At 41.6% G+C, this 26,214-nt stretch carries 20 protein-coding genes; 9 read left to right on the forward strand and 11 right to left on the reverse strand.

Annotation, left to right across the window (positions count from 1 at the left end; genetic code table 11):
- Positions 1-11: 11 nt before the first annotated feature.
- Both AC3WJJ_RS02810 and glyA read right to left on the reverse strand, forming a co-directional pair.
- Positions 12-566 carry a biotin transporter BioY gene (locus tag AC3WJJ_RS02810; protein ID WP_422661088.1) on the reverse strand — a complete coding sequence of 185 codons (555 nt, stop codon included), beginning with the start codon at positions 564-566 and terminating at the stop codon, positions 12-14.
- A 354-nt stretch (positions 567-920) separates the two neighbouring features.
- Entirely contained in the window at positions 921-2,156 is a 1,236-nt protein-coding gene (gene glyA / locus AC3WJJ_RS02815; RefSeq protein WP_492537823.1) for a serine hydroxymethyltransferase, read from the reverse strand.
- Positions 2,157-2,317: 161 nt separating this feature from the next.
- Between glyA and pdxR the strand changes: the two genes are divergently transcribed.
- Positions 2,318-3,748 (forward strand): MocR-like pyridoxine biosynthesis transcription factor PdxR, encoded by a 1,431-nt coding sequence (gene pdxR, locus AC3WJJ_RS02820; RefSeq protein ID WP_492537825.1) that lies wholly within the window; start codon positions 2,318-2,320, stop codon positions 3,746-3,748.
- Between the two features lie 28 nt (positions 3,749-3,776).
- Here the strand turns inward: pdxR and argD are convergent, their stop codons facing one another.
- From argD to AC3WJJ_RS02840, 4 genes are all read right to left on the reverse strand, one after another.
- Positions 3,777-4,994, reverse strand: coding sequence for an acetylornithine transaminase (gene argD / locus AC3WJJ_RS02825; RefSeq protein WP_492537827.1), 1,218 nt, complete (start codon positions 4,992-4,994; stop codon positions 3,777-3,779).
- Positions 4,991-6,223 carry a benzoate/H(+) symporter BenE family transporter gene (locus AC3WJJ_RS02830; protein WP_492537829.1) on the reverse strand — a complete coding sequence of 411 codons (1,233 nt, stop codon included), beginning with the start codon at positions 6,221-6,223 and terminating at the stop codon, positions 4,991-4,993. Before AC3WJJ_RS02830 ends, argD begins: the two co-directional genes overlap by 4 nt.
- Before the next feature lie 21 nt (positions 6,224-6,244).
- Positions 6,245-6,988: a YggS family pyridoxal phosphate-dependent enzyme gene (locus tag AC3WJJ_RS02835; RefSeq protein WP_492537831.1), complete on the reverse strand. Its 744-nt coding sequence runs from the start codon at positions 6,986-6,988 to the stop codon at positions 6,245-6,247.
- 282 nt (positions 6,989-7,270) lie between these two features.
- On the reverse strand, positions 7,271-7,870 hold the full coding sequence (locus AC3WJJ_RS02840; RefSeq protein WP_492537833.1) for a hypothetical protein: 600 nt from the start codon (positions 7,868-7,870) through the stop codon (positions 7,271-7,273).
- Between the two features lie 686 nt (positions 7,871-8,556).
- Between AC3WJJ_RS02840 and AC3WJJ_RS02845 the strand changes: the two genes are divergently transcribed.
- On the forward strand, positions 8,557-9,942 hold the full coding sequence (locus AC3WJJ_RS02845) for an SMI1/KNR4 family protein (protein ID WP_492537835.1): 1,386 nt from the start codon (positions 8,557-8,559) through the stop codon (positions 9,940-9,942).
- 86 nt (positions 9,943-10,028) lie between these two features.
- Here AC3WJJ_RS02845 and AC3WJJ_RS02850 read toward each other — a convergent pair whose 3' ends face one another.
- Positions 10,029-11,729, reverse strand: coding sequence for a DUF4091 domain-containing protein (locus AC3WJJ_RS02850; protein WP_492537837.1), 1,701 nt, complete (start codon positions 11,727-11,729; stop codon positions 10,029-10,031).
- Between the two features lie 196 nt (positions 11,730-11,925).
- On the opposite strand from AC3WJJ_RS02850, the gene AC3WJJ_RS02855 reads away from it, so the two are divergent.
- Positions 11,926-12,801, forward strand: a complete 876-nt coding sequence (locus AC3WJJ_RS02855; RefSeq protein ID WP_492537839.1) for a helix-turn-helix transcriptional regulator — start codon at positions 11,926-11,928, stop codon at positions 12,799-12,801.
- Between the two features lie 81 nt (positions 12,802-12,882).
- On the opposite strand, the gene AC3WJJ_RS02860 is transcribed toward AC3WJJ_RS02855, so the two are convergent.
- The 4 genes from AC3WJJ_RS02860 to AC3WJJ_RS02875 all read right to left on the reverse strand — a co-directional run bounded on the left by AC3WJJ_RS02860 (position 12,883) and on the right by AC3WJJ_RS02875 (position 18,262).
- Positions 12,883-14,451, reverse strand: coding sequence for an MFS transporter (locus AC3WJJ_RS02860; RefSeq protein WP_492539560.1), 1,569 nt, complete (start codon positions 14,449-14,451; stop codon positions 12,883-12,885).
- A gap of 239 nt (positions 14,452-14,690) precedes the next feature.
- Complete coding sequence (locus tag AC3WJJ_RS02865; RefSeq protein ID WP_492537841.1) at positions 14,691-15,875, reverse strand: aminotransferase class I/II-fold pyridoxal phosphate-dependent enzyme; 1,185 nt, start codon at positions 15,873-15,875, stop codon at positions 14,691-14,693.
- Positions 15,865-16,800, reverse strand: coding sequence for a D-alanine--D-alanine ligase (locus tag AC3WJJ_RS02870; RefSeq protein ID WP_492539562.1), 936 nt, complete (start codon positions 16,798-16,800; stop codon positions 15,865-15,867). Before AC3WJJ_RS02870 ends, AC3WJJ_RS02865 begins: the two co-directional genes overlap by 11 nt.
- A 10-nt stretch (positions 16,801-16,810) precedes the next feature.
- A complete protein-coding gene (locus AC3WJJ_RS02875) occupies positions 16,811-18,262 on the reverse strand; it encodes an aminotransferase-like domain-containing protein (RefSeq protein ID WP_492539564.1) in 1,452 nt (483 codons plus the stop codon).
- Between the two features lie 246 nt (positions 18,263-18,508).
- Here AC3WJJ_RS02875 and AC3WJJ_RS02880 point away from each other — a divergent pair, with 246 nt between their 5' ends.
- The 6 genes from AC3WJJ_RS02880 (at position 18,509) to AC3WJJ_RS02905 (ending at position 26,195) form a co-directional block, all read left to right on the forward strand.
- Complete coding sequence (locus AC3WJJ_RS02880) at positions 18,509-19,861, forward strand: FAD-binding oxidoreductase (RefSeq protein ID WP_492537843.1); 1,353 nt, start codon at positions 18,509-18,511, stop codon at positions 19,859-19,861.
- Positions 19,862-20,080: 219 nt separating this feature from the next.
- Complete coding sequence (locus AC3WJJ_RS02885) at positions 20,081-21,037, forward strand: ABC transporter permease (RefSeq protein WP_492537845.1); 957 nt, start codon at positions 20,081-20,083, stop codon at positions 21,035-21,037.
- Positions 21,038-21,049: 12 nt separating this feature from the next.
- A complete protein-coding gene (locus tag AC3WJJ_RS02890) occupies positions 21,050-21,979 on the forward strand; it encodes a carbohydrate ABC transporter permease (RefSeq protein ID WP_492537847.1) in 930 nt (309 codons plus the stop codon).
- Positions 21,980-22,066: 87 nt separating this feature from the next.
- Positions 22,067-23,557, forward strand: a complete 1,491-nt coding sequence (locus tag AC3WJJ_RS02895) for an ABC transporter substrate-binding protein (protein ID WP_492537849.1) — start codon at positions 22,067-22,069, stop codon at positions 23,555-23,557.
- A gap of 147 nt (positions 23,558-23,704) precedes the next feature.
- Entirely contained in the window at positions 23,705-25,468 is a 1,764-nt protein-coding gene (locus AC3WJJ_RS02900; protein ID WP_492537851.1) for a sensor histidine kinase, read from the forward strand.
- On the forward strand, positions 25,443-26,195 hold the full coding sequence (locus AC3WJJ_RS02905) for a response regulator transcription factor (RefSeq protein ID WP_492537853.1): 753 nt from the start codon (positions 25,443-25,445) through the stop codon (positions 26,193-26,195). The genes AC3WJJ_RS02900 and AC3WJJ_RS02905 overlap by 26 nt, the downstream gene beginning before the upstream one ends.
- Positions 26,196-26,214 lie beyond the last annotated feature (19 nt).

Below are 26,214 nucleotides of genomic sequence, written 5' to 3' on the forward strand. Positions count from 1 at the left end.
TTAACTATAAATTATCCGTTGTTTACTCTCTCTTCAATCGGGCTAACGGATTTCAATTGTGAAGCAATAATAGCTGCAATCACTGCTTTAATACAGTCTCCTGGCAAGAAAGCTGTCGCTCCCACAAGTCCTGCCCAGATGGATGTACCTGTGATCAGAGCCATAACCGGAGCACCGATTAAACTGATCAGCAATACACCGAATACGAAGTTGATGATGATCATTTTCCAGATGGTTAACTTTGGCCATATCTTCTCTGTTGCATATCCGATACAGAATACGGCCACTGGCCAGCTAAGGAGATATCCAACCGTTGGTGATACGAATACGGAAGGCCCCCCTCGTCCACCGGATAATAGAGGTAAACCAATCGCAATTAATATGATAAATAAAACGATACTGATCGTTCCTGTCTTTTTCCCTAAGAAGCATCCCGCTAACATAACGCCTAACGTTTGTACGGTAATGGGTACAGGGATAAAACCTAGTGGAATGGGCGGAATCAAACCAAGCACCCCAATGAATGCTGCAAATAAAGCTGCAAATACCATCTCTTTTGTTTTCACTTTTTGTCCTCCATTGCTTTGTTTCAAGTTTAGAATTTACTAGAGTCGACATCTATGTATGAATAAATAATATCCTGATAATCTTTTATTGTAAACCTAAATTTATTTTTTTTGGTTAACGTATTAGTAATCGATAGGGTAACAATCAGAATGTAGACTGCGTGAATTAAATAAAAAAACGGATTACTAAAGGGATATATTCCCGCAAGTAATCCGTAAAAAATACAGTCTGTCAATCATCCTTGATTGAGATACAGTTTGATATTTTTAACCTTCTCTTCGACAAACATAGGTTACTCAAAGGTACACGCTCTTGTTACGAGCCGGTGTAAGTAACCCTTGTTGTTCGTACTCCTATTCATATAAAGGGAATTGTGACGTGATCTCACGTACCCTTCCCAATATTTGATTTTTAACCTTTGAACTCTTCGGATTTTTTAAAGCAAGTCCTATAAACTGGGCAATTTCTTTCATTTCCTTCGTTCCTAATCCTCTAGTTGTCATCGCAGGAGTTCCAAAACGAATACCACTCGTTACTAAAGGACTTGCCGTGTCATGAGGTATTGCGTTTTTATTAGCCGTGATCCCCACTTCATCAAGTATGGTTTCAGCTTCTTTACCCGTGAGTCCAATCGAGCGCAAATCCACTAAAACAATATGATTATCGGTTCCGCCCGATACAATAGTTAACCCTTCATTTGTTAGTGATTCTGCCAACACCGTAGCATTTTCTAGCATTTTTTCTATATAAATTTTAAAATCTGGTTGTAGCGCTTCGCCTAATGCAACTGCTTTTGCTGCGATGATGTGCATAAGCGGACCTCCCTGTGATCCAGGAAATATCGCTTTATCAATAGCTTGTTCCCATGGTTTTTGGCATATGATGATACCGCCTCTTGGTCCTCGCAACGTTTTATGCGTTGTCGTCGTAACGAAGTGTGCATGGGGCACAGGGTTAGGGTGCAAACCTGCCGCGACAATTCCCGCAATATGTGCCATATCTACAAAGAATAGAGCCCCAACTTCGGCAGCAATTTGGGCGAATACCTCAAATTCAATCGTACGTGGATACGCACTTGCGCCTGCAACGATCATACGTGGTTGATGCTTATGAGCGAGCTTGCGCACTTGGTCAAAGTCAATACGCCCTGTTCGTTCATCAACACCATAAGGAACAAAATTGTACAATCTTCCTGAAAAATTCACAGGGCTACCGTGTGTAAGATGACCGCCATGGGATAAATTCATGCCTAAAATCGTGTCACCTGGTTTAACCGAAGCGAAATATACCGCCATATTCGCCTGTGCTCCAGAGTGAGGTTGTACATTCGCATGTTCAGCACCAAAAAGTTCGTTAACTCGGTGAATAGCAAGTTCCTCAATTCTATCGACATACTTACATCCCCCATAATATCTTCTTCTTGGATACCCTTCCGCATATTTGTTGGTCAGCACGGTAGCAGATGCCTCCATAACAGCAGGGCTTACAAAATTCTCCGATGCAATCAGTTCGATATGATCTCGCTGCCGCGTTAGCTCTTGACCTATAACATTAGCCACAGGTTTATCATATAATTCCAAATATTTCATGAACATCTTCCTTTCCATCCGAACATTTGTTATCTCATACTTTCGTGTTGCAGATGCAATGATTGTCATGATAGTATATCAACCAATGGATTGTTCTTACATATCCATTAATATGAGTTTAGTTCAGTCCATAACTACTACAAACCACTAGAGGTGAATGAATGCTAACCGTAAACCGAGATGATAAACGTCCCATATGGCAGCAACTTCTAGATCAAGCAATCCATAATATCACAACTGGAAAATGGCCACCGGGGGAATTGCTGATCCCGTCCCGTGAACTTGCTCAGTTAATTGGTGTTTCGCGTTCAACCATACAAATTGTTTACGAGGAGTTATTTAGCCGTGGGTACACTGTAACCTCACGTCGCGGTGGAACAAGAGTTAGCGAAGGGGCATCTGTGACTTCGCCATCAGAGAATATTCGAACACATGGTCCCCTTCCTCCTGAATTGCCAATATTAAACTCTGCCATTGGCCATTTACATCGTTGGTTCGGAAACAAAGATCATCAACAAGCAGAGATCAATTTCAGTCCACATGAGCCTTACCTAGATGAACTATTTCAAAAGAATTGGAGACAATCATTTTTAAAAGCCTCCACAGAAACAGATCTGGATCATTGGGCATATGGCAATGCCTATGGATACATACCGCTACGAGAACAGATTCAACGATATTTATCACTTGAACGGGGTATTCATGTGGATCTCGATCAAATCATATTAACCTCAGGCGCTCAACATAGTATTGATTTAATTGCCCAAGCTCTTTTAAATGAAGGAGAAACGGTTTCGGTTGAAGATCCGGGCTTCCCTGCTGCTTGGATGGCATTAAACTTTCGTCGTATGCAAGTTGCATCCGTTCCGGTTGACGAGTACGGGCTATGTGTAGAACATATTCACCCTGCGTCCAAACTTGTGTTCGTTACACCATCACACCAATGTGCAGTTGGCGTCATTATGTCGGAACCTCGCAGACAACAATTGTTACACTTAGCTTCTCAGAATCGGTTCTGGATTGTTGAGGATGATTACGATAGCGAATTTAGATATCGCGGCGACCCTCTTCCAACCTTGTTCAGCAAGTCACCCCAGAACACTTTATATATGATGAGTTTCTCCAAAATGGTTGCCCCTGGTATTCGGTTATCAGCAATCATTGGTCCCAAAGTGGCCATTCGTCAAATTGCGCAAGTCCATGAATTAACTTATCGTCATCTTCCGATTATGGAGCAAATAACGCTAACTCATTTCATGGAACATGGCCATTTCATGCGTCATATGAGACGAGTTCGAAATATATATCGTCGCAGACACGAGACGATGACGAAAGCCATCGTTTCGGCAGGTCTGAGCGAGCACTTTACTCTAAGTGGTGTAGAAACGGGGCTGCATATGCTTCTTGAAGCTGATAAATCATTTGACGAAGAAGAGGTCACGGACTTAGCATTGGAAAAGGGAGTACGCGTTTATCCTCTTAGCATGTATTGTTTAGAAAGTGATCGAAAAGGATGGGTACTGGGTTTTGCTAAAGTAGATGAAATGGCCATTAAGGAAGGCATTGATCGTCTGGCGGAGTTGCTTCTATAAACAGAGGCTTCTCCGCTAGGGTCGTCTTTTAATTTGTGATACCTTCCAGTTCTCTCAGTACATTACCTAATATAAAGACCGCTTGATCTATTTCATCATTGGTTATGTATAAGCTTGGCATAAATCGGATGACGTGCGTTCCTCCGGACAAGACAAGCAGCCTGTTCTGATGTAACTTCTGAATGATTGGAGCAACCGGTTCCGTAAACTCGATACCTATGAGCAGTCCTAACCCCCGAATCGCACGTATGATCGGAAATTGTTTCAAATCATTTTCCAGTTTATCTTGGGCATATGCACCCGCCTTCTTTGCTCGTTCAATTAATCCGTGTTCCATCAATGTTTCAATGGTAGCAAGCCCCGCGACTATAGAAAGAGGTGATCCGCCGAACGTGGATGCGTGGCTCCCTTCTGAAAAAGCCTCCCTAAGTTTTTCCTTTCCCATCATAGCTCCAATTGGAAGTCCGCTCGCCAGCCCCTTTGCCAGTGTAATGATATCCGGCTCGATTCCATAATGCTCGTAGGCAAACATACTTCCCGTTCTTCCTATTCCGGTTTGCACTTCATCGACAATCAGAAGAATCCCCTTATCTTTACATAACTTTGCTAGTTCTTGTACGAATTCTGGTTCAGCAAGATGAACGCCGCTCTCTCCCTGCACCAGTTCTAACATGATCGCAGCTGTTTTTCCTGAGATCTTGCTTCTTACACTCTGGATATCATTATAACGCGCATATAAAAACCCCTTCGGAAGTGGATAATATCCGTCCTTTACCTTCTCCTGTCCTGTAGCTGTCAAGGTAGCCAGTGTACGACCATGGAAAGATTGTTCAAACGTAATAATCTCATATCGTTCATTTCCACGTACACGTTGGTGGTACCTACGCGCACATTTGAAAGCTGCTTCGTTTGCTTCAGCACCGCTATTACAGAAAAAAACGAGATCCGCGCAACTGACGGTCACAAGCTTCTCAGCAAGATCTTCCTGCGCCTTGATATGAAACAAATTGGATACATGCCATACTTGCTCCAGTTGCTCCTGAATCCGTATCTTTACTCGATCTGGAATGTGCCCCAAATTACATACGGCGAGGCCAGACATACAATCCAAATAGGATTTCCCTTCATCATCCCATAGGGTTGTTTTATTTCCTTTCACAAGTGTGATCGGGAATTTATTGTAGGTAGGAAATAAGTAACTTTTGTTCAGCGTAAACACCACTCTTTCTGATACACTACGTCTCATATTGTTTTTTGTTCGGATTGTTGTATTCCACTCGGCTTGTATTGCCGTTTATAAAATTTTCCATGAATGAATAGATGTGCTGTCAAACCCGCGACTAGTCCCCAAAATGCACCGCCGACGCCTAGCAAGGTCACATTCGCAGCTGTTGCTAGAAACGTAATCAATGCGGTTTCACGTCCGGTGGAATTTGTTAAAGCACCCGCAAGACTACTACCGATTGTGCCAAGCAAAGCCAATCCCGCTAACGTTGCGATAAAGGCAGCAGGAAGAATCATAAACAGAGCAGCCAACGTTTCACCAAAAATACCAACAAAGATATAGAAAAAGCCACAGGTAATGCCTGCTATATAGCGCTTTGTTGAATCCTCATGCGCGTCTTTTCCTGTGCATATTGCGGCTGTAATGGCCGCTACATTAAATGCGTGCGAACCGAATGGTGCTGCTAGGAGCGAACCCAATCCCGTAATGGTCAGGATCGGATTTGCACTCGTCTTGAACCCGTCATTCCGCAGTACGAACATTCCAGGCATGTATTGTCCCGTCAACGTAATAATAAAGAGCGGCAAGGCAACACCTAATAAAGCTTGGAATGAAAACTCCGGAATGACAAATACAGGTGATGCGATTGCCAACTGGATTGTACTGAAATCCGCCTTGTCCATGCCAATTAAATAAATCAATCCGATTGCCAGTATGCCAACAATCGCATAGCGAGATGTAAACCGTCTTAATACGACATAAGTAACAAACATGAAAACAACAAGCAAGGGGTCAACTTTTGCTCCTCCAAAAGCTGAAATACCAAACTGTAGTAAAATACCTGCTAGAAGTCCTGAAGCGATTCCTGGAGGAATGAGCCGGACGAAACGTTCAAACATTCCTGATAATCCTAAAAGAATAAAACCTATAGCAGAGATAATATAAGCACCAATGGCTTCCGAGTAAGGTGTGACAGCTAATGCCGATACAAGAAAAGCCACGCCTGGTGTTGACCAAGCTGTAATAATCGGTTCCCGATATCGATAACTTAGCCATATCCCAGTTACCCCTACACCAATAGATATCGACCAAATCCAAGAAGCTGTCATTTCGGGACTCAATCCCGCGACTTTTGCTGCCTGGAACACAAGGATAAATGTGCCCCCGTAATTGACAATGACAGATATTAAAGCTGCAATCATCGGCGATATCACATCGCGTTTGCGCAGCGAAGGGTCTGTTATGTTCATAAGTGTTCTCCTGCCTCTCTCCTAATCGTCCTGCCTCACATTCTCATTCCAGTAAAAACCATCCGGCAAATAGCGTTGACCGAATACGCTTGTCCCTACGCGAATGATCGTAGCTCCTTCTTCGATAGCCACCTGAAAGTCACCAGACATACCCATCGAGAGGATGTCCATTTCAACACGCGGGAACTTTGCCTTCCTAATTTGGGTTTGAATCAATTTCAATAATCGGAAGCATTGCCTTGTCTCATCTTTTGTAGCATTCCATTTTCCAATCGTCATTAAGCCCTTCACGTTTAGCGTTTCGAACTGGGACAACTGTTCCACTAACTCCAGTGCCATCTCTGGAGGTGCACCAAATTTACTTTCTTCGTAAGACGTGTTTATTTGTACAAGAATATCTATGCTCTTGTTCTCTTTGACGAGCTGCTGGTGCAGAGCCTGCCCCAGTTTCAAACGGTCCACTGAATGAATGAGTGTTACAAATTTGACAACGTCCTTTACTTTATTGGTTTGCAAATGTCCGATAAAATGCCACTCCACTTGATTATCCTGATGCATGAGCGGAAATTTCCCACGAAGCTCTTGCACTTTGTTTTCCCCAAATAGCGTCTCCCCCATTTGTATAGCCATCTGCAGCTTTTCAAGAGGTACTGTTTTTGTCGCTAACAACAATTGCACGTCCTTAATGCTGCGCCCCGAGGCTTGGCAAGCCAATTCCATCTGCCTCCTCACGGCTTTAAGATTCTCCTCAACTAGGTGCCTCATGTTTTCTCCTCTCTTTCAGATCACGAATATGATTCATAACGATTAGCTTAGTAGAATTTGGATTGCAGTAAAACATCCAAAACCTTGAATTTTACAAGTCCATAATTACTCCACACATAAACCTTCAAATCGAGTAGGAAGCCACTCATTAATTGAGTAACCGAACTCTCACACCACTTCCTGCTATACGAGAGCAGCGGACTTTAACAGCCGAGTTATCGCCCAAGCCGGGCGCACACATGAAAAAAAGCCGCCTTAATGGCGGCTTGCATGTAAATCCAGTTAATTCTTTTCCTTCTGTTCCATAACACGCCTGTAAACAATATCTCTAATTTCATCTGAGTCAAAAGAATCGTTGCCAAAAGGTAGAAAGACTCCTCCTAGCATGACATAATAACCCCCTTTAGCTGTTTCAGGTATCATAGTGAAGCTAACCGTTGTGGATAGAGGCTTTTCGTCATCAAGTTTAATCTTTCCATCAAAACTACCCCAGAGGAGTGTATCACCTGACTTTAATTTCTCATGCTCCACAAGTGAGCTTTCGATGGCTAAATCATATTTAACCCCATTGATATAGAGTTCACCCATACCCTTCCCGACATAATAACCACCTTCTGGATACAATTCTTGTTTAACAACCAGTTTAGTACGATTGGGATCTATATCAGCAAAACTTTCAAAGCCGAATTTTTTGGCAGTTTCAAAATTTTCAAAGCCTGGAAGGACCACATTTACAAAATTCGCCTCATAATCAATCATAATCGTCTCTGTACCCGCAACTATTGGTTTATTATCATCAGGATCTTGAATCAAAGACAAACTAGCAATAACTACAATAAGAATAAATCCACCAATAATTATTAAAGCTTTCTTTCTACTCAACATGATTACACCCTTTTTTTCTATGTATTTGCCGTAACCCTAGGAAATTAGATAGGTTACAAGCGTAACACATTCCTCCCCATTCCTATCAATCCATTATTTTCTTATGAAGGACACCACGTTTGTATAAGCAGAATTGCAAGATGGATTGAACGCATAAAAAAAACATAGCACTTATCATGGAGACATAAATGAAATAAGATATAAAATTGATTTTAAAAAAGAATAGACTAACGAACATGCCACCTACCATACCCAGCATTAAATAGGCCAATATAATCGTTAGAATACCTTTAATCCCTTTTACACTAAAACGCCTATAAATTACACTATCAACAATAGGCGATAAAATGACTCCTAAAATCATGAAAATGAAGAAGCTTGGAACGAAATTGATAGCGAATATTCCCATAAATGAATAGTAATAAGTATGGGTAAGCCTATCGGATACTGGTGTGTATATTGTCCAAGAATTATAAGTTGTACATGCTATTGCTGATATAATTGCAGCCATGATTTTAATAACCACGAATTTGTACATTTTAGTCTCCCGCTTCCTGTTGATTTGATTGTATTGCGAATATTTAGACGGATTACTTTTATTTAAGTTGCATGTACACATCCATTTTTTGCTGTTACTATGAGTGCTGTACAAGTTGTACCAAATTATCATGTTGGAGGCTGTCATGGACTATTCATTAATCGAACAATTGGATCAGTGGCATGAAGATGATGATCATCAGCGTATTGTAGATGCGCTGACAGCTATCCCTGAGAAGGATAGAGAATATGATGCTGTCAATCGTCTGGGTAGAGCTTATAACAACCTAGGACTTTATGAAGAAGGACTCCATCAATTCGAAATAATCAGCGAGGCTGGCAAGCAAGATCCACTTTGGCATTTTCGGGTAGGTTATGCCCTTTATCATTTGAAACGATATGAGGATGCGCTTCAAGCTTTTCGTAAAGCTGACCTGTTAGAACCAGCTGATGAGAAGACCGAATTATGGTTAAGCTGGAGTCTTCAGAAGGCCGAGAAACAGCGAAAAGAAGCGCAAAGAATTGCTGCCAAGTTGAAAGCTAAGCAAGAAATTCTCGGAGGTACAACAAGCAAGGTTCCTTTCGCAAACATGTCATTAGATGATTTTTGGGATGACAGCGAGTATGCAAAAAATTCCTATCAATCCGATCCACCAACCGATGAACTCATCCAATCGATCGAACAAGAACTGGGTTACAAGCTCCCTTCTTCTTACATTGCACTAATGAAACACCAGAACGGAGGAGTTCCCAAGAATACCTGTTTTAGAACAGAAGAACCTACCTCTTGGGCTGAGGATCATATTGCGATTACTGGAATCCTAGGCATTGGTCGTGATAAGAGCTATTCGCTATGCGGGGACTTAGGCAGCCCTTTTATGATTGAGGAATGGGGATATCCAGATATCGGTGTTGTAATCTGCGATTGTCCTTCAGCAGGACATGACGTCGTGATGCTTGATTACCGAAATTGTGGGCGAGATGGTGAACCTGAAGTCATTCACGTCGATCAGGAAGATGATTATGAAATAACGTTCCTAGCGGATAATTTCGAAGCGTTTGTTAGAGGTTTAATAAGCGAAGAGGAATTCGATACTTCTGAGGAAGATAAGGAAGCTGATTTATATAGAGTCGCTAAAGGCAACTTTTCTCCTTTGTTAGAGGAGCTTTGCTCTCGAGTAACTGAAGTAGAACAGATTGAACAGAAAATTCGTAGGATCTGTACACAAATTGTCGAGGAAAAAGGTCACTTTTCTTTTCATGCCGATGAATTATCGTATTTGATGTATGATGTACAGTTTTGGTTATATATTAAGTCTTACCCTAATACGAGTCGCGATCAATACTTGGAAGTGTATCAAAATATCATCGCTTTTGGTGGTGAATTCGGTCAAGGTGGATATGCCCCTTCCTTTATTTCAGATTGGCTGGATCAACGTAAAAAGGAAGGTCAGATCATTCAGGATCATGGACGTGTACAATTTACGGATGCTTATGCTAAAAATGTGATTCAGCAGCTAAACCAAGCTTAATGCATCATTAGATCATGCTTATATTAGTAAACGTACAGCCCATTCTCTCTAAGAGAATGGGCTGTACGTGATAAACTCCATTTATATTATTTATCTGATAAGTGAACAGCTATCTGCCTATTAATCTCTTCTCGCTTCGATAACAACCAACTCGCATCGCGAGGATAGTTACGGAATGTAAGTGGCGATTCCAGTCCTTTTTCAAGCAGTTCAAGGACCTGACTACGTCCAATGAGTGACTCCAATAATTCACACGCTCGCAGATCTTGTAGTGCTTCATTGAAGACCTCCCACCTGATCGAATCGATCGGGCCTTCATGACCAGGATAGACAACAAAAGCATCTCCAGATGCGAATGCTCCACCAGCATCAGTCACTTGATAAGGGTCTATCGCTTCAAGGGAATATTGCGTATTCCAGAAATTGTAGCCCCAGTGAAGAAATCCTTGAATTTCAAATTTATAAAGTTGGTAGCCTAGAATTCGATTACGGGATGAGGGCATATTGAAAAACCTATTGGAAACTTCGACCGACTGACCACAGCAATAATAGGTCCAAAGCGGTTTAACATCGTGTTCCAAAAACTCCTCAATGTGATCATTGGATGGTATGGGTACTGGCACTAACCCTTGTTCATAGAAACTATAATCCGATAGCGCTTCTATAAATGGAAAATCCTCTAGATACTCTCTTAAAATCGACCGGGCACTCCGGTAATCTTCCAATTGATGGAGTGCCGGTTCATCAGAAACGTGAAAATAACATCTCTCCGTTAATCCGCGTTCCTCAAGATAAGAGGCGAGTGCCGGTAGAAATTGAGATAGAAAATGACGATAGGAATCTCCCTTAGCATCGGTATCCCAACCAAAAATTTGCTCTTCCTTCGCTTCACCATTCTTGTAGACTGTCGCTATAATTTTCGGTGCGTGCTTTGCCCCCCACTGCGTAAATAAATGTGAGAATTCAAAATATTGAATACCTACGCGATTGCACATTTCTAACCAACGAGATAGTTTATCGAAATTGAAACGATATTCTTCCTCCATTGTACACTCAACTTCTACGAGCTGTACCGTTGGCCGCTCTCCACCAATTGCCGTATCTAGGGGTGGGGTAAACAAAGGAGTGAGAAGCATGTTCACTCCATGTTGAACCGCTCCTTCTACATAACGTTCAATGAGCTCCCAATGTTTTTCCCCCAAAATATCAACCTTATAGTACGAAGCGATACAATCACAATGTAACCATTCGGAATGAATGAGCTTTTGTTTAGGTAATTCAGTAGATAGAACATCTAGAACGAAACGTTCACTACCAAGCTGTTCTCCAGCCTGATTTTCAAACGAAATGTTGATTTCAAAGGAAGGATCCATTTTACTATTCGTTTTGTTCCATTCAGCAAGCGATGGCAAGTTTATTGTCACCCATACCGATCTCCATTGTCCCGGATATGCACGAATACCTTCCTTCGGGATCGGTAACAGCTTATCGGGATACAGTCCCGGCGTCTTACGTAAAACATAATCGTCCGAATATGAGTAGGTTGGTAATTCCGATGGCGAAAGTCCAACCGAACGGATACTGACTTGAGATCCCAATTCAGAGGAAACGGATATGTAAAGAGGATGAATAGAAATTTCGGATCGATACGCAACTTGAAAGCTGAACGTTTCTGACCATAAAGCTGTTCCTCTGTGTAATGAGGGCTCGCTTAAGGTTTCATCCGGAAAGACTTTCACGAGCGAGTGTAAACAAGTCGTTTGAAAAAGCGAAGGTTGCTCTGACATATGTCTTTTATCCCCCTATCGAATTTATTGATTTTTATAAAATGATCATAGCAATTCAATTTTATTGTCGCAATCTTAACATATTGCCCTAAATATAAAAATATTGACCTCATTCACAAAGTGATTTTTGCCGAAATTCATTAAATAGCGTAGTATACGATATAAAGAGTAGAAAAATATTTACCGGAGGATTTTCATGCTAAACACAGGATCTTTTGCTTTTCGCTATTCAGACGACCTCCCAATCTTTCGGCTCGATTCACTCGGATGGACCAATGATGCTTCGACAGGGTATTTCAATGATGGGCAACATCGTCGCGACCATGGGCATGTTATCTTTCAATACACGTTAAGTGGCATGGGACGTATTGATCTTGATGGACAAACTTATGATCTTCCACCTGGACATGGATTTTTCGTCAGAGTACCTAGTCGTCATCGCTATTACTACCCTGTTGATGGAAAGGAACCTTGGGCATTTATTTGGCTAAATGCACGTGGAGAAGATGTGATTCGGATGTGGGAAAGAATCTTTGAGCGTCATGGATCTCTTTTTCAGATTAACGAAGCTTCTCAGCCCATCATTCTTTTTTGGAATCTATATCGAGCGGTATCCGTTGATCGGATTTCAGATCCATCAGAATTATCAGCTCTTTTATACAGGTGGATGATCTCATTTCTAGGACCTAACTTAAATGATACCTCAGAGGACACGGCAAAGAGCCATCAGGCGATTCTACATGCTAAACATGTTATAAGTGAAAAGTATGCACAGCCGCTTACACTAGACGAGATTGCTACAGAATGTGGCGTTTCTAGCTCCTATCTTTGTCGATTATTCCAAAAGGAACAATACGACTCTCCACTTACATATTTACAACGAAGAAGAATTGAAGCTGCTGTAACTATGTTACGGCGAACTGACGAAAGCATTCAGAGCATTGCTGCAAAATGTGGTTTCTCCAGTTCCAGTTATTTTGGAAAAGTGTTCCGCCAATACATGGAGTTATCTCCTGGTGAATTCCGTCGGCGTCAAGATTTATACCCGTTCGATACCGTATATTTGAATTAGATTGTCTATCAAAATAACAGGAGCACCTCTATAAAAAAGCAGAGGTGCTCCTGTTTTAATCATTTCATTATTCTTTTAGCATTAATGCTCAGCTTGATTTTCCTCTAGTTTTAATGCGTCCTTTTTAAATTGCTTATGGAAGACCACAGATAAAATGATGATAAAAATCGCCATTACGGCAGTAAGTAAATAAATAGGCTTATAAGCATGATGAGCAGCTTCTTTAAATGCTTCAAGCAATGCTGTACGCACATTTTCGGACGGGATTTGTGCAATATTAGATTGAATATCACTGTAGGAGCCCTTACTTAGTTTCTCGATCTGGTCTAGCGGTATTTTAGTTGTATCCACGCCATGTTCTTGTAGCTTCTCAGGAATGATTACCCCCATATTACTAAATCCCCGTTGAATAAATGCACCGAAGATTGTCGGAGAAATGGTCAATCCAATCTGTCTGGCTACAGAAAGTGTTCCGAGTGCTGAACCTTTTTGTGTACCTGCTGCATTTGATGTGAGAACAGTTAAAGGTGCCCCTAATACAAAACCAAAACCAATCCCTGCTATAACCGAGAATATAATAAACGTTGTCTTGGTATCTACGAATAGTCCAAGTCCTCCGTAACCGACAATTGCGATAATCCCTGCAAAAATCAAGGTTTTCACGGGTCCCTGTTTATCAACAAAGAAACCGCCCCCACCTGCTCCGATCCCTGATGCGATAGCAAGTGGCGTCATCCAATAACCTGAATTCTCTGCTGGAATGCCAAGTACCTGCTCCACAAAAGATGGAATGAATATAACCGCTCCGATGAATGTACCCGAAAGAAGTGCCATAATCATCGTTACTGCATAGGTAGGCTTACTTAATAAACTGTACGGTAGAATAGGATCGACTGTATCCCCCTGCTCGTTCTTTTTCTCCACAAAGATCAATACTGCAAAAATGATGACACCTGCAATTAATAACCCCAACACATTCAAGTTAAGTAAACTGTTCCACAAATTACCTGAACCTAGATTGTTAACGGCAAACATGATACTTAGAATTGAAAATGACAATAGGGAAATACCAAGGAAATCAATTTTAGCCATAACCTTGGATTTTGTTTCTTGTAAATAGAAAATGCCCCCGATCACAAGCAAAATACCAATAGGGACATTAATTAAGAACAGCCAATGCCATGTGCCCGTTACATCAATTAAAAAACTTCCTATGTTTGGTCCGATAACAGACGCGATTCCGTTCATACCACCAAGTAGACCGAGCATACTTCCTTGCTTTTCCTTCGAATATGTACTAATGACATGCGAACTTGCGATAATAAAAATACCTCCACCGCCAAAGGACTGAAAAAGTCGTGCTGCTAGGAAAAAGGTGAAGTTAGGACTTATCGCTACTCCAATAGAACCGATAGTAAAGATAACAATCTCAATTAAAAATAACTTTTTTCTTCCGAATCGATCAGATAATTTCCCGACAATAGGGGTCATGATCGCTAACCCTAAGGTGTAGAGGGTTATTCCCCAAGTCCCCTGTGTCGCACTGACTTCAAATGAAGAGTTAATACTAGTTAAGGCAGCACTGATAATCCCATTGTCAAGAGCAGCCATAAATACACCGATTAACAAAATTACAAAGCCGAGATTCATTCTTGATGATTTTTCATTATCCACTATGGATGCCCCCTCAATGTGTGTCATTATTATTGACTTTACCTTACTGATTATACTATGTATATACCCTGTATATAGTTGATACAAACTTGGGCGTATTTCACAATTCCCTTTTTACTTCTCTCCACCGATAAAGTTTTTACGCATGAAAATATAACAAAACAGCACCTTCAATTGTAATTTTGTATCTCACAATTGAGGTGCGTTTCAAACGATTAAATCGCATATCTCTCCGCTTTATTAAGTTTATTCATAAAACCCTCCATTCGATCGAGTGCCTCTAACAACTTCTCTGTTGAAGTTGCATACGTGCATCGAATATACCCTTCTCCGCCTGAACCGAACACGGAACCAGGTACGGCGGCAACACCAGCTTCGTTAAGAAGTCTCATGGCAAACTGGTCGGAAGTAAGTCCTGTGTGTACTATGGAAGGAAAAGCATAAAACGCACCCTGTGGCTCATGGCAGACGAGACCGATTTCTCTAAGTCCTTTAACGAACATCTTTCGACGTTCATCATACGCAGCCTTCATCTCTTCCTTCATCTCCATGCCGCTGTGAAGTGATTCGATCGCTGCAATTTGGCCCATAATAGGTGCACACATTACCGTATATTGGTGGATCTTTAGCATCCCGGCGATGAGTTCTCGATTACCACAAGCGTAACCGATTCGCCAACCCGTCATCGCAAATGCCTTAGAAAAACCGTTAATAACAATTGTCCGTTCCTTCATGCCTGGAAGTGAAGCAATACTAACATGCTGCTGATCATAAGTGAGCTCTGCGTAAACTTCATCTGAGATGACTACAAGATTATGCTCGATAACAAGCTTTGCAATCGGTAGCCAGTCCTGCTCGGTCATTACCGCACCTGTAGGATTATTCGGATAGTTCAGCATAAGCACCTTTGATCTTGGCGTTATTTTCTTCGCTAGCGCTTGTGCAGTGAGCTTGAAATGCTGATCTGCAGATGTCTCAACCTCCACCACATTCCCGCCATACAGGTGAGCAATCGGTGCATAAGCAATGTAGGTTGGCGTAGGCACAATGACCTCATCACCGGGTTCGATGAAGGTGCGTAGAGCCAGATCAACGGCTTCACTTGTTCCAACAGTTACGAGAATCTCACTCGATGGATCGTAGTTTATCTGAAAAGCCTGATCCAGATACGAAGCGATTTCTTCTCTTAACTCTAAGAGGCCAGCGTTAGGTGTATACGTGGTTCTCCCCTCGTTCAGAGCACGTATGCAAGCTGCTCGAACTTTTTCCGGAGTTACGAAATCAGGCTCACCGACTCCAAGTGATATCACATCATTATTTCCGTTAGCTAGTTCGAAGAAAGCACGAATGCCGGAAGGTGGTATCTCCAATACTCGCGGTGTAATGAACTCATTCGACATAACTCATTTCTCCTCGCTTGCTTTTTTGTTCTTCCCATGAGCAAGATATTATTCGATTCAACAACTGACTGAAAGTGATTCCTGCCGCACTCGCACTTTTGGGAAGAAGGCTGTTCGTCGTCATACCAGGCAATGTGTTTACTTCCAAAATGTAAGGGACACCCTCTCTCAACATCATGTCCACACGACCATACACGCTGCATTTCAATAGCTTATAACACGTTAACGCTGCTGTGCGAACACGGGCATCGACCTCATGTGGTAATGTAATGACCTGTTCTTCTGCTCCGCCGTCCTCATACTTAGCCTCATAATTGAACCATTCCGAATGCGCAGATCGAATGCCGATAATAGGCAGCAGTTCCCCATCTAGAATAGAACATGTAATCTCTTCACCTTTAATGTAACTCTCGATCATTACAGATTCATCCCAGCGAAAAGCTTCCCGAACAGCAGACAACAACATCTGTTCACTTGTTACAAGCTGTGTTCCGATACTAGATCCGCCAGAATTAGGCTTAACAATAACCGGATAACCGAGCTCTAAGACAGCTTTCGGGTCATATTCCTCCATACAGTTCCAGCAGAGCCAATCCGGTGTCAGAATTTCTTCCGCGCGAAGCAGTTTCTTCGACATATCCTTATTCATACATACGCTGCTCGATAATACTCCGCTTCCTGTATAGGGAATACCTAGCGTCTCTAGCGTACCTTGTATCGTGCCATCCTCCCCAAAAGATCCATGAAGTGCAAGTAATGCAATATCAATTCCTTTCACTTTGTGAATCAATTCATCCCGCTTCTCTATAACAATAGGTGTTATATCATATAAATCTCTATCCAAGTGAGCAAGCATAACTTCACCCGTTCTAAGCGATACCTCTCGCTCCGATGAAATACCACCCATAATGACGCCAACCTTCATGTCCGCACCTCTATCCCATAAGTTGTTTGGCTGTCTCGCCAATAATCCGAATCCCCTTAATAATCTCTTCGTCTGCAACTCTTGAGAAACCTAACCGCATCGTATTTCTTCCTTCATTATCCTTCGTGAAGAACATATCTCCTGGCGTAAAAACAACTCCCTTACTTGAGCACGCTGCAAGCAAATCTCTCGTATCGAAGTCTTTCTCAAAGGTGACAAAAAGGTGTAGCCCCCCATCGCCAGATAGACGCTCATATGGAATGAATTCTTCACAACACTGTTTCGTCCATTCATATTTTCGTTTATATTCCGCTCTAGCTTTCTTCAGATACTTCTCGAAATTTCCATTATACAAATATTGAAACAGGATCGACTGATCCACAGTAGATGTATGAATGCTACGAGCACGCTTGATACTTTCCAGATAATGAATCAGTTCTTTGTCTGCTAAAATCCATCCTACTCTAAGACCGGGAAATAAGACTTTGGAAAAGCTTCCTAAATAAATAACACTATTGCCCTGTCCCGCGGTTGCCATTAAGGGTGCCACATGTGAGCCGGAATAACGTAGCTCCTCATTAAATCCATCTTCGATGATCGGTACTTGATACTTCTGCATCAGCTTCATAAATAACTGTCTCTTCTGCGGCGACATCACAATGCCTGTCGGATTGTGATAAGAAGGAACGAAATATCCGCAGTCGAAAGATTTTTCAGATAGTGCCTGTTCCAGCTCCTGAAGATTGATACCGTCCGGCTCCATAGATATCCCCGTAATATCGAATCCATGCAGCTTCAGATTCTTAATGGCGGTATTATGCGTTGGATTCTCACAAATAACAGAACCATTCTTCTTGCTTAAAGCGGACAAGACGATATCAAATCCCTCAGTGAACCCATTCGTTATCAGAATGTCTTTGTCTTTCAAATCGACACCTTTGTGTGCCATATACCGGAGCAAGTATTCAATGAGTGGCTTATAACCCTTGGCGTATCCATAGTTAAGTAATACATTTCCCTCTAAAGACATCCGGTCTTGGAATGCCCGTTTCATATTATCAAGGTCGAATAAATTCTCATCAGGTGCAATGCTGGTGAAGGAAATTTTACCTTTCTCTGCACGTACACCACGCTCCATTCGATCTAGCTCCAACGCCTTTTTTGCACGGTCGTTTATACGATCACTCCAACTCAGCTCCCATGTCGAAGTTGGTACATGGCTTAAAGTTTCTGCGACATAGCTACCTTTACCAGATATGGTGTAGGCAAAACCATCATCCTCCAATCCTTCATAGGCGGAAATAATGGTGTTACGACTCATATGAAGTAGCTTGCTAAGTTCACGCGTGGAAGGGAGTTTTTGATGGGCATGTAGAGCACCTTTTATAATCAAACGTTTTACGTATTCCTTCACTTGAATAGATACTGGAAGTTCATCTATGACCTTGAAGTCATTAAACACTTTCATCGTCCTCCCACAATTCATTCTTACACAGTAGATCACATAACAAAAGAACCACCGTCCTCGATTTTTCAGACAGGAGTGGTTCTGAGATAGAATCCTTTAATAATGTCTTTCATTATACCTTATAACACATAAATGCTTACAGTCATACACTAGCGGCCTATACCCTGGTTTGTAGTTCTCCATATGATGTACGGTGCCGTGATTCTTGAACTCCGGTGCAATAACATTACAGATTAGGAGATGTTGTTATTGAAGTCACAAACAAAACTAACGGGAAGGGTTATTTTCCGCGGTGATCCAGATTATGAAGCGGCACGAAAGAATTGGGATCCCCATACTGACAGATTTCCAAAAGTGTTTGTTTTTGCACAAAAAACTCAAGATGTCGCGAACGCCATTAAATGGGCCCGTGAGAATCGTATCCCCATCCGGGCTAGAAGTGGAAGACATGCACTAGAAACCAATCTTTCACAGGTCAATGGAGGTATTGTAGTCGATGTAAGTGATATGAAGAAAATTAAGCTAGATAAGAAAAATGGAACCGTCATTGTTGAGACCGGCAATCGAGTAGGAAGAATAGCCAAAACCCTTGCTGCTCAAGGATTCATTGCCCCCTTTGGTGACAGTCCTACAGTTGGAATAGGTGGGATCACACTCGGCGGAGGAATCGGACCGCTACAGCGGACGATCGGCCTAATAAGTGATAACCTCATTGAACTTGAAATGGTGGACGCTAACGGAAAAGTGATCATAGCCAATCATAAACAAAACGCTGATCTTCTGTGGGCATCCCGTGGTGGTGGAGGCGGTAACTTTGGTATCTGCACCAGATACAAATTTAAAGTTCGTCGTGCTCCAGCAAAAGCAACCGTATATAAGGTTACTTGGCCATGGAATCAATTCGAACAAGTATTAAAAGCATGGCAACGCTGGGCTCCTTCCGTCGACACTAGACTTGGTAGTGAATTAAATATTGGGCCGAAAAAGGGTGGAAATGTCACCATGGAAGGCCTATTCCTCGGTTCAAAAGAAGAAGCTATTCGACTATTAAGGCCAATAACAAGTATCGGAACGCCAACAGAGAAAACAATTCGTTTATTACCTTATCCGCAGGTTGTTAACTTTTTGTTAGCTCCTGATCCGGTGCTTACTCAAAGGTACAGCAATCAGTTCTCATCTGGCTTCGCAAAGTGTCCTTTCCCCGACAAGGCAATTAAGTCGATGCGAGAATTTTTAGAAAAGGCAGAAGCCAATTCTACTGCAGGATTCTTCTTCCTGAACTGGGGTGGAGCCGTAAGTCGTGTATCACCAAAAGCCACAGCATTTTACTGGCGTAAAGCGAAATTTTACGTGGAATGGAACAGCTCATGGATCAAGCCTTCCGATGCCGCTAAAAACATTACTTTAACTCGCAACACACGCCGAAAACTACAGCCATTCATCGTTGGTTCCTATATAAATGTACCAGATCAAGGAATTAAAAATTCCGGACCCGTCTATTATGGATCTAACTTTTCTAGATTGCGAAAAGTAAAAGCTAAATATGATCCCAACAATGTATTTAACAATCCTCAAAGTATTCCCCCTGCTTGATAAATGATAATTCTATAAAAGATTAATGAGGTCTGCCAGCAAAACACGTAGTACAACATATTTAGGAATCTACGTGTTTTGTTGGCTATAAACAATATTATACGAACCTAACGTTTGTTGACTATAGTATCAAGTTTGTTATCTAGAGTTACCCGATCCTTCTCTTATACAATGAGCATAACACGATAAAGCCATTAAACACCGAAAGGAGTTACAGACATGGGCTCAATATCCAAGCCAAAAGAAAAACGAAAGCGCTTACGAATGCGTTGGCACAAGCATGATACAGAATTGACACTCTTGGCGTTGCCGACAACGATATGGTACATATTGTTCTGTTTCTTGCCTATGTTCGGAATCATTATTGCCTTCAAAAATTTTAGAATTAGCGGCGGTTTCCTCAGTAACGTATTCAACAGTCCTTGGGTCGGCTTTAAAAACTTTGAGTTTTTGTTCAAGTCGAATGACGCATGGATCATTATTCGAAATACCATAGGATACAACATTATCTTTATCATCACCGGAATTGTACTGCCTGTTCTTTTCGCAATCATGATCGGACTATTACATAGCCGAAAAGCTAGTAAAGTCTATCAAACCATGATGTTTCTCCCCTACTTCTTATCTTGGGTTGTTGTATCCGCTGTAGGCTGGGCATTTCTAAGCTTTGACAAAGGGATTGTTAATCAGACACTTGTCAGTCTGGGCAGTGATCCGATCAACTGGTATATGGCGCCCGAATACTGGCCTTACTTCTTAATTCTGCTGAACATATGGAAGGGATTAGGTTATGGCATGGTCATTTACCTGGCAACCATCACAAGCCTTGACAGCACTTACTATGAAGCGGCAGTCATCGATGGAGCTTCTATATGGCAACAGACGAGATTTATTACATTACCCATGCTTAAACTCGTGATCGTCATGATGTTCATACTAGCCGTTGGGCGGATATTCTACACCGATTTTGGGTTATTCTATCAGGTCACAAGAGATTCGAACTCTCTCTTCAACGTATCTACCACGATTGATGTCATGGTTTACAAGCAATTAAAGAGCGCTACAGTCGGAATGGCATCTGCTGCTGCATTTATACAATCAGTTCTAGGCTGTGCAACGATATTAATCGCTAACTGGATTGTTCGCCGAATTGATCCGGATAGCGCGATGATGTAAGGAGGTTAGGATATGGCAACGAGAACCGCTTATGATTCGGGTCTTGAGAGATTTAATCGTACAAACAAAATCGTGAACATCTTGTTCAACCTCATTTTTATTATTTTGGCGCTGCTATGTGTCATACCTGTCATTGTTGTACTATCGATTTCACTATCGAGTGAGAATTCCATTCGCGAGACAGGATACCATCTGTTGCCCGTTGCTTTTTCAGGGGAAGCTTACGCTTATATTGTTAACCAAGGCTCGATGATTCTACGTGCGCTAGGTGTATCTGTCCTTGTTACTTTGGTCGGTACAGTTCTAGGTGTATTGCTTACTACCTCAATGGGCTATGTCATTTCTCGACCGACCTACAAATTGAAGGGCTTCTTAACCTGGGTAGTATTCATCCCTATGGTGTTCAATGGTGGTCTGGTATCTAGTTATTTTATCAACTCGAATCTATTAGGATTAAAAGACAGCGTCTGGGCACTCATTCTCCCGCTGGCTGTCTCCTCTTTTAACGTGATTATCTGCAAAACCTTTTTCAAAACTACGATTCCTGATGGATTGATTGAGTCAGCAGAAATAGATGGCGCAAGCCAGTTACGCATCTTCTTCTCGATCATCCTTCCGATCTCGCTGCCGGTGATTGCAACCATTGGTCTGTTCCTATGCTTTGCTTATTGGAATGACTGGTTTCAATCGATGTTATACATCGATAACCAGAATCTATATTCTCTGCAAGCCCTACTTAACAGCTTAATGAGTAATGTTGATGCACTCGCCAAGAATGCCGCAAGCATGGGGGTCAGCTACGCCGTACTCGTTGCTACCATGCCGAAAGAATCAGCAAGGATGGCAGTGGCCATTCTCATTGTTCTGCCTGTAGCTTTCGCCTACCCGTTCTTCCAGAAATATTTCATTTCGGGTCTCACGGTTGGCGCAGTCAAAGGCTAATAACGAAATAAACCAAACTCACTTGGTTTATGATAGATCACTGTTCGTCTAAGACGGTGAAACAAATTCCTAAAGGGGGAAATTGCAATGAAGAGATCTTTAAAGTTCATCTCTATTCTGTGCGTAATGACATTCATGTTGACTGCTCTAGCAGCCTGTGGGGGTTCGAAACCAGCACCAACAACAGATGGAGGCACAACACCAGACACACCCAAGGAAAACACAACCGATAGTAAGGACATCCCAACTCTAGTCTGGTGGACCATTGGCGGCCAAGTCCCTAACAACTTTGACAAAGCAGTTGAAGCGATGAACGCCTACACAGCTGAGAAAATTGGTGTGAAAGTTGATATTAAAGTAGCTAGTTGGGGTGAATGGGATACCAAAATCAACACGATTGTGAATACAGGGGAACCATTCGACATCATGTTCACCAACAGTGGAAAATACAGCAAGCAGGTCGCTATGGGTGCTCTTGCTGATATTACCGATTTGGTTCAAAGTGAAACGCCTGAGTTATACAAGTTGATACCTGAAAAAGTATGGGAAGGTACAAAGATTGGCGGGAAGTATTATTCCGTTCCTACTTATAAAGATTCAGCACTAACACAGTACTGGGTATTCGATGATAAATATGTACAGAAATACAACATTGATATCAATAGTATCAAAACTCTTCAAGATCTTGATAAGCCTCTACGCGCTATGAAAGCTGAAGGCAAAAGCTTCTATCCATTGCCAATGACACAAGGTGAAGGCTTAAATGGTTTCTTTAATGCTTATGACGATTTGACACTTGGTTTCGCTCCAATTGGTGTAAAAGCAGATGATGCATCACGTACGGTTGTCTCTGTCCTTGAACAGCCCGATATTATGAATAACCTCAAACTTCTTCATCAGTGGTACCAAGACGGACTCATCAACCCAGATGCTCCGACCAAGACGGAGAATGACAAAGGTAGACCGTTCTTTGCAGCTCAGGCATTTCCTGGTGCAGAAATAAGCTGGCAAATTAACGATGCTGTTCAAAAGTATGTTATGGTTCAAAACTATGGACCTATATACACAACAAGTACCATCCAAGGTTCTCTTAACGCGATTTCGGCGAACTCTAAATATAAGAAAGAAGCACTGAAGTATCTTGAACTCGTGAATACTGATCCAAAATTGCGTAATATGCTGGCATTCGGCGAGTTAAGCGTAGACTACCAAAATGTTGATGGTGAAAAAGTGATTGAGCGTACTTCGGATACTTGGCCACTAGCTGCTTATACACAAGGTACTTTCTTCAACTTAGCGGTCAACAAAGGGGCTCCTGAAGACCAATGGGAACAAGTTAAAAAACTGAATGATGTAGCTACATCATCCACAGCACTAGGATTCGCACTCGATATTACAGATCTTCAAACAGAGGTGGCCAATTGCCAAGCGGTTTGGGATAAATACAAATATGAGTTAATTACAGGTGCCTCTGATCCAGAAAAAATGGTTCCAAAGATTACAGCTGAATTAAAGTCCGCAGGTATGGATACGATTATGAACGCTGCACAAGAACAAATTAATAATTACTTCAAGTAAAAATTTGATTCTTGCGCATCCCTTATTGAGATACACTCTATAAGGGATGCTTTTTTCTTATGATCTATGAAACTGTATAGTAATCATGTTAAAGTGATGGTGAAATATCGCTAGCTTTCAGATGACCTACTGCAATTGAGGTGTCGTATGAGCTCATTTTTACAAATTAAAATTTATCGCCAAAAGTTTATTGCTTATGTCATCTTCGTCCTGACTATTGGACTCACACTTGGGATTCTGACCTTTATTATGCTTCTGAATCAATGGTTTAGTGATGCCCGAATTGAGACTGCTAAAGCATTCGCCGGTGTTGAGAATGGGCTACAATACGATGCGGATCGAATAGAAGCTTACATGCAGCGTATATACTCCAATCGTGGACTCATGGATGATGCTCGAAGCTTTTTAAGTAAAAGTGCCGAGGGGTACTTAACGGACAGACTTCACAATAGTCATTTCTCTCAACCCCTTGTCTCTTTTCCTGAGGACGTTAAGACTTACCTGTACAGCTGGGCGCAAGGTGAAATTACGCAGATCAGTTTACATACCTCTCAATATGGTAATGTCATAACTTTCAATGATAACGGAAGTGAAAGTTTCATGTTCGGGGTACCGAATACAGATGTAACATTTCACGATACGCTTATAAAAGGGTTCGTTTATCGCAAAAAACTAACAGATGGACCTCTTCATTCTCAGGAATTCGGAGAGTTACGATTCTTAGTTAATAGTGAGAAAATCTTCAAATCGATACAGAATTATCAGTTAGGCAAGACTGCAACAGTTAGTCCCTCAGGCGAGATCTACCTCATAGGGAATAATCAGGACCCCGAATTGAAGGAACTATCTCTTCAAGTGGCGGCCAATGGACGCAGTCATGGTTTTATTTCAAAAGGTCCTTTGAAACACATTTTTTTTGTCACCTTTTCATCTAGCAAATTCAATTTCAAATTCGTAAATATTGTTGATATATCTCTATTGATTCAGCAGCATGTAGGGATGATACGTACAATCCTGCTTATTGTATTAACAACGGTAGTTAGTGTTCTCCTACTTATTGTGTATAATATGCGCGATGACGCTCGCTTCCTTCACCGAATCATTCAATCGATAGGACGCGTGAAAACAGCCAATTTCACACCTAATCGCCCTGCTCGTTATCGTCGTAATGAATACGGAATGATTGCACGTGAATTAGATGATATGATTCAGCAGTTAGATAAACATATTCGGAACGAATATTTATTTAAAATAAAACAGCAGGAAACTGAAATGAAAGCGCTTCAACACCAAATTAACCCTCATTTTCTATATAACACTTTAGAGGTTATTCGCTCCACAGCACTCGTGAATCAAGATCGAGACACAGCTGACGCTATTGCAACACTTGGGTCTCTCTATCGAGAAATTGTAAAACAGGAGAACATTATTTCGATTGAAAGCGAGCTGGAATTGCTCCAGAAGTATTTAGAGATCATGGAGTTTAAGTATCCTGAGCGCTTCTATTATCAAGTCAATGTAGAACCAGCATTACTCTCGATTCCTACCGTTAAATTCTGGATGCAACCTTTGGCCGAGAATTTCTTCCTTCATGGCTTTATCGCTAGTCATGAGTTTAACCTCTATATTGTTAACGGCTTTGAAGCTGAAGATCACTATGTATTAGAATTTGTTGATAATGGGCGTGGTATTCAGACAGAACGTTTAAATGCGATTCGAAGTACACTGTCCAACAATGAAGATCATTCATCGAAGAGTATTGGATTACGAAATGTAAATACGAGACTCCTCTTCTTCTATGGCAACAGCTTTTCTATGAGAATTGAGAATAACAAAGAAGCTGGAGTGAAGATTTCTGTCAGGATTTCTAAAGAGGTGATTGAACATGTACAGACTGCTAATTATGGATGATGAACCTCAGATTTTGGAGGGCATGAAGCGAATTCTGGACTGGGAACAGTATGGGTTCGGACGGATTGAAACCTGTGAATCAACTGAATCAGCCATATCTAAGGTTGTCGACATGATGCCGGATATCGCTATATTTGATGTCTGTGTTGGTAAGAATCTCGGATATGAGGCGATACGAAAACTTAACGAACTACACGTCCCCACGAAATATGTCATCATGAGCGGCTATAGTGAATTCAAGTATGCCCAAGAAGCTATTCGCTGCGGTGTCAAAGATTATCTGCTTAAGCCCATTGAACGTACTAAGCTGCAGCAAGTCATTGAGAAGATTATTGTTGAAGATCTGGGTGGTACGATAGGTAATCATAGCAATGAGCGCAACAATATGGATCCGGTACTCGAGATTAACTATGATCGTCTATCGAAGCTGGTTAATCGTATTCTCCTAATGATCAAAACAGAGTACGCTCAGAATATCACCTTGAAATCGGTGGCAGAGCGTTTTCAAATGAACAGCACCTACCTGGGTCAAATATTTCTTAAAGAAACAGGAATAAAGTTCTCGGAATATCTAATGGCTTACCGGATGCTACTCGCGAAAGAAAGGGTTCAATCAACAGATGAGAAGATATCTTATATCGCATTTTCTGTTGGATACAACAATCTCAATTATTTCTATACACACTTTCAAAGCTTTTTCGGAAAATCCCCTTCTGATCTGCGGTGAAAGCTTATTTAAGAATCGG

The sequence above is a fragment of the Paenibacillus sp. FW507-14B1B genome (assembly GCF_058781425.1).

Bases quoted from the DNA above. Each gene is read 5' to 3' on its own strand.
- glyA (WP_492537823.1), bottom strand. From the start codon at position 2,156: ATGAAATATTTGGAATTATATGATAAACCTGTGGCTAATGTTATAGGT.
- AC3WJJ_RS02895 (WP_492537849.1), top strand. From the start codon at position 22,067: ATGAAGAGATCTTTAAAGTTCATCTCTATTCTGTGCGTAATGACATTC.
- pdxR (WP_492537825.1), top strand. From the start codon at position 2,318: ATGCTAACCGTAAACCGAGATGATAAACGTCCCATATGGCAGCAACTT.
- AC3WJJ_RS02850 (WP_492537837.1), bottom strand. From the start codon at position 11,729: ATGTCAGAGCAACCTTCGCTTTTTCAAACGACTTGTTTACACTCGCTC.
- AC3WJJ_RS02870 (WP_492539562.1), bottom strand. From the start codon at position 16,800: ATGAAGGTTGGCGTCATTATGGGTGGTATTTCATCGGAGCGAGAGGTA.
- AC3WJJ_RS02885 (WP_492537845.1), top strand. From the start codon at position 20,081: ATGGGCTCAATATCCAAGCCAAAAGAAAAACGAAAGCGCTTACGAATG.
- argD (WP_492537827.1), bottom strand. From the start codon at position 4,994: ATGAGACGTAGTGTATCAGAAAGAGTGGTGTTTACGCTGAACAAAAGT.
- AC3WJJ_RS02835 (WP_492537831.1), bottom strand. From the start codon at position 6,988: ATGAGGCACCTAGTTGAGGAGAATCTTAAAGCCGTGAGGAGGCAGATG.
- AC3WJJ_RS02845 (WP_492537835.1), top strand. From the start codon at position 8,557: ATGGACTATTCATTAATCGAACAATTGGATCAGTGGCATGAAGATGAT.
- AC3WJJ_RS02880 (WP_492537843.1), top strand. From the start codon at position 18,509: ATGTTGTTATTGAAGTCACAAACAAAACTAACGGGAAGGGTTATTTTC.
- AC3WJJ_RS02890 (WP_492537847.1), top strand. From the start codon at position 21,050: ATGGCAACGAGAACCGCTTATGATTCGGGTCTTGAGAGATTTAATCGT.
- AC3WJJ_RS02865 (WP_492537841.1), bottom strand. From the start codon at position 15,875: ATGTCGAATGAGTTCATTACACCGCGAGTATTGGAGATACCACCTTCC.
- AC3WJJ_RS02860 (WP_492539560.1), bottom strand. From the start codon at position 14,451: ATGAATCTCGGCTTTGTAATTTTGTTAATCGGTGTATTTATGGCTGCT.
- AC3WJJ_RS02830 (WP_492537829.1), bottom strand. From the start codon at position 6,223: ATGAACATAACAGACCCTTCGCTGCGCAAACGCGATGTGATATCGCCG.
- AC3WJJ_RS02855 (WP_492537839.1), top strand. From the start codon at position 11,926: ATGCTAAACACAGGATCTTTTGCTTTTCGCTATTCAGACGACCTCCCA.
- AC3WJJ_RS02900 (WP_492537851.1), top strand. From the start codon at position 23,705: ATGAGCTCATTTTTACAAATTAAAATTTATCGCCAAAAGTTTATTGCT.
- AC3WJJ_RS02905 (WP_492537853.1), top strand. From the start codon at position 25,443: ATGTACAGACTGCTAATTATGGATGATGAACCTCAGATTTTGGAGGGC.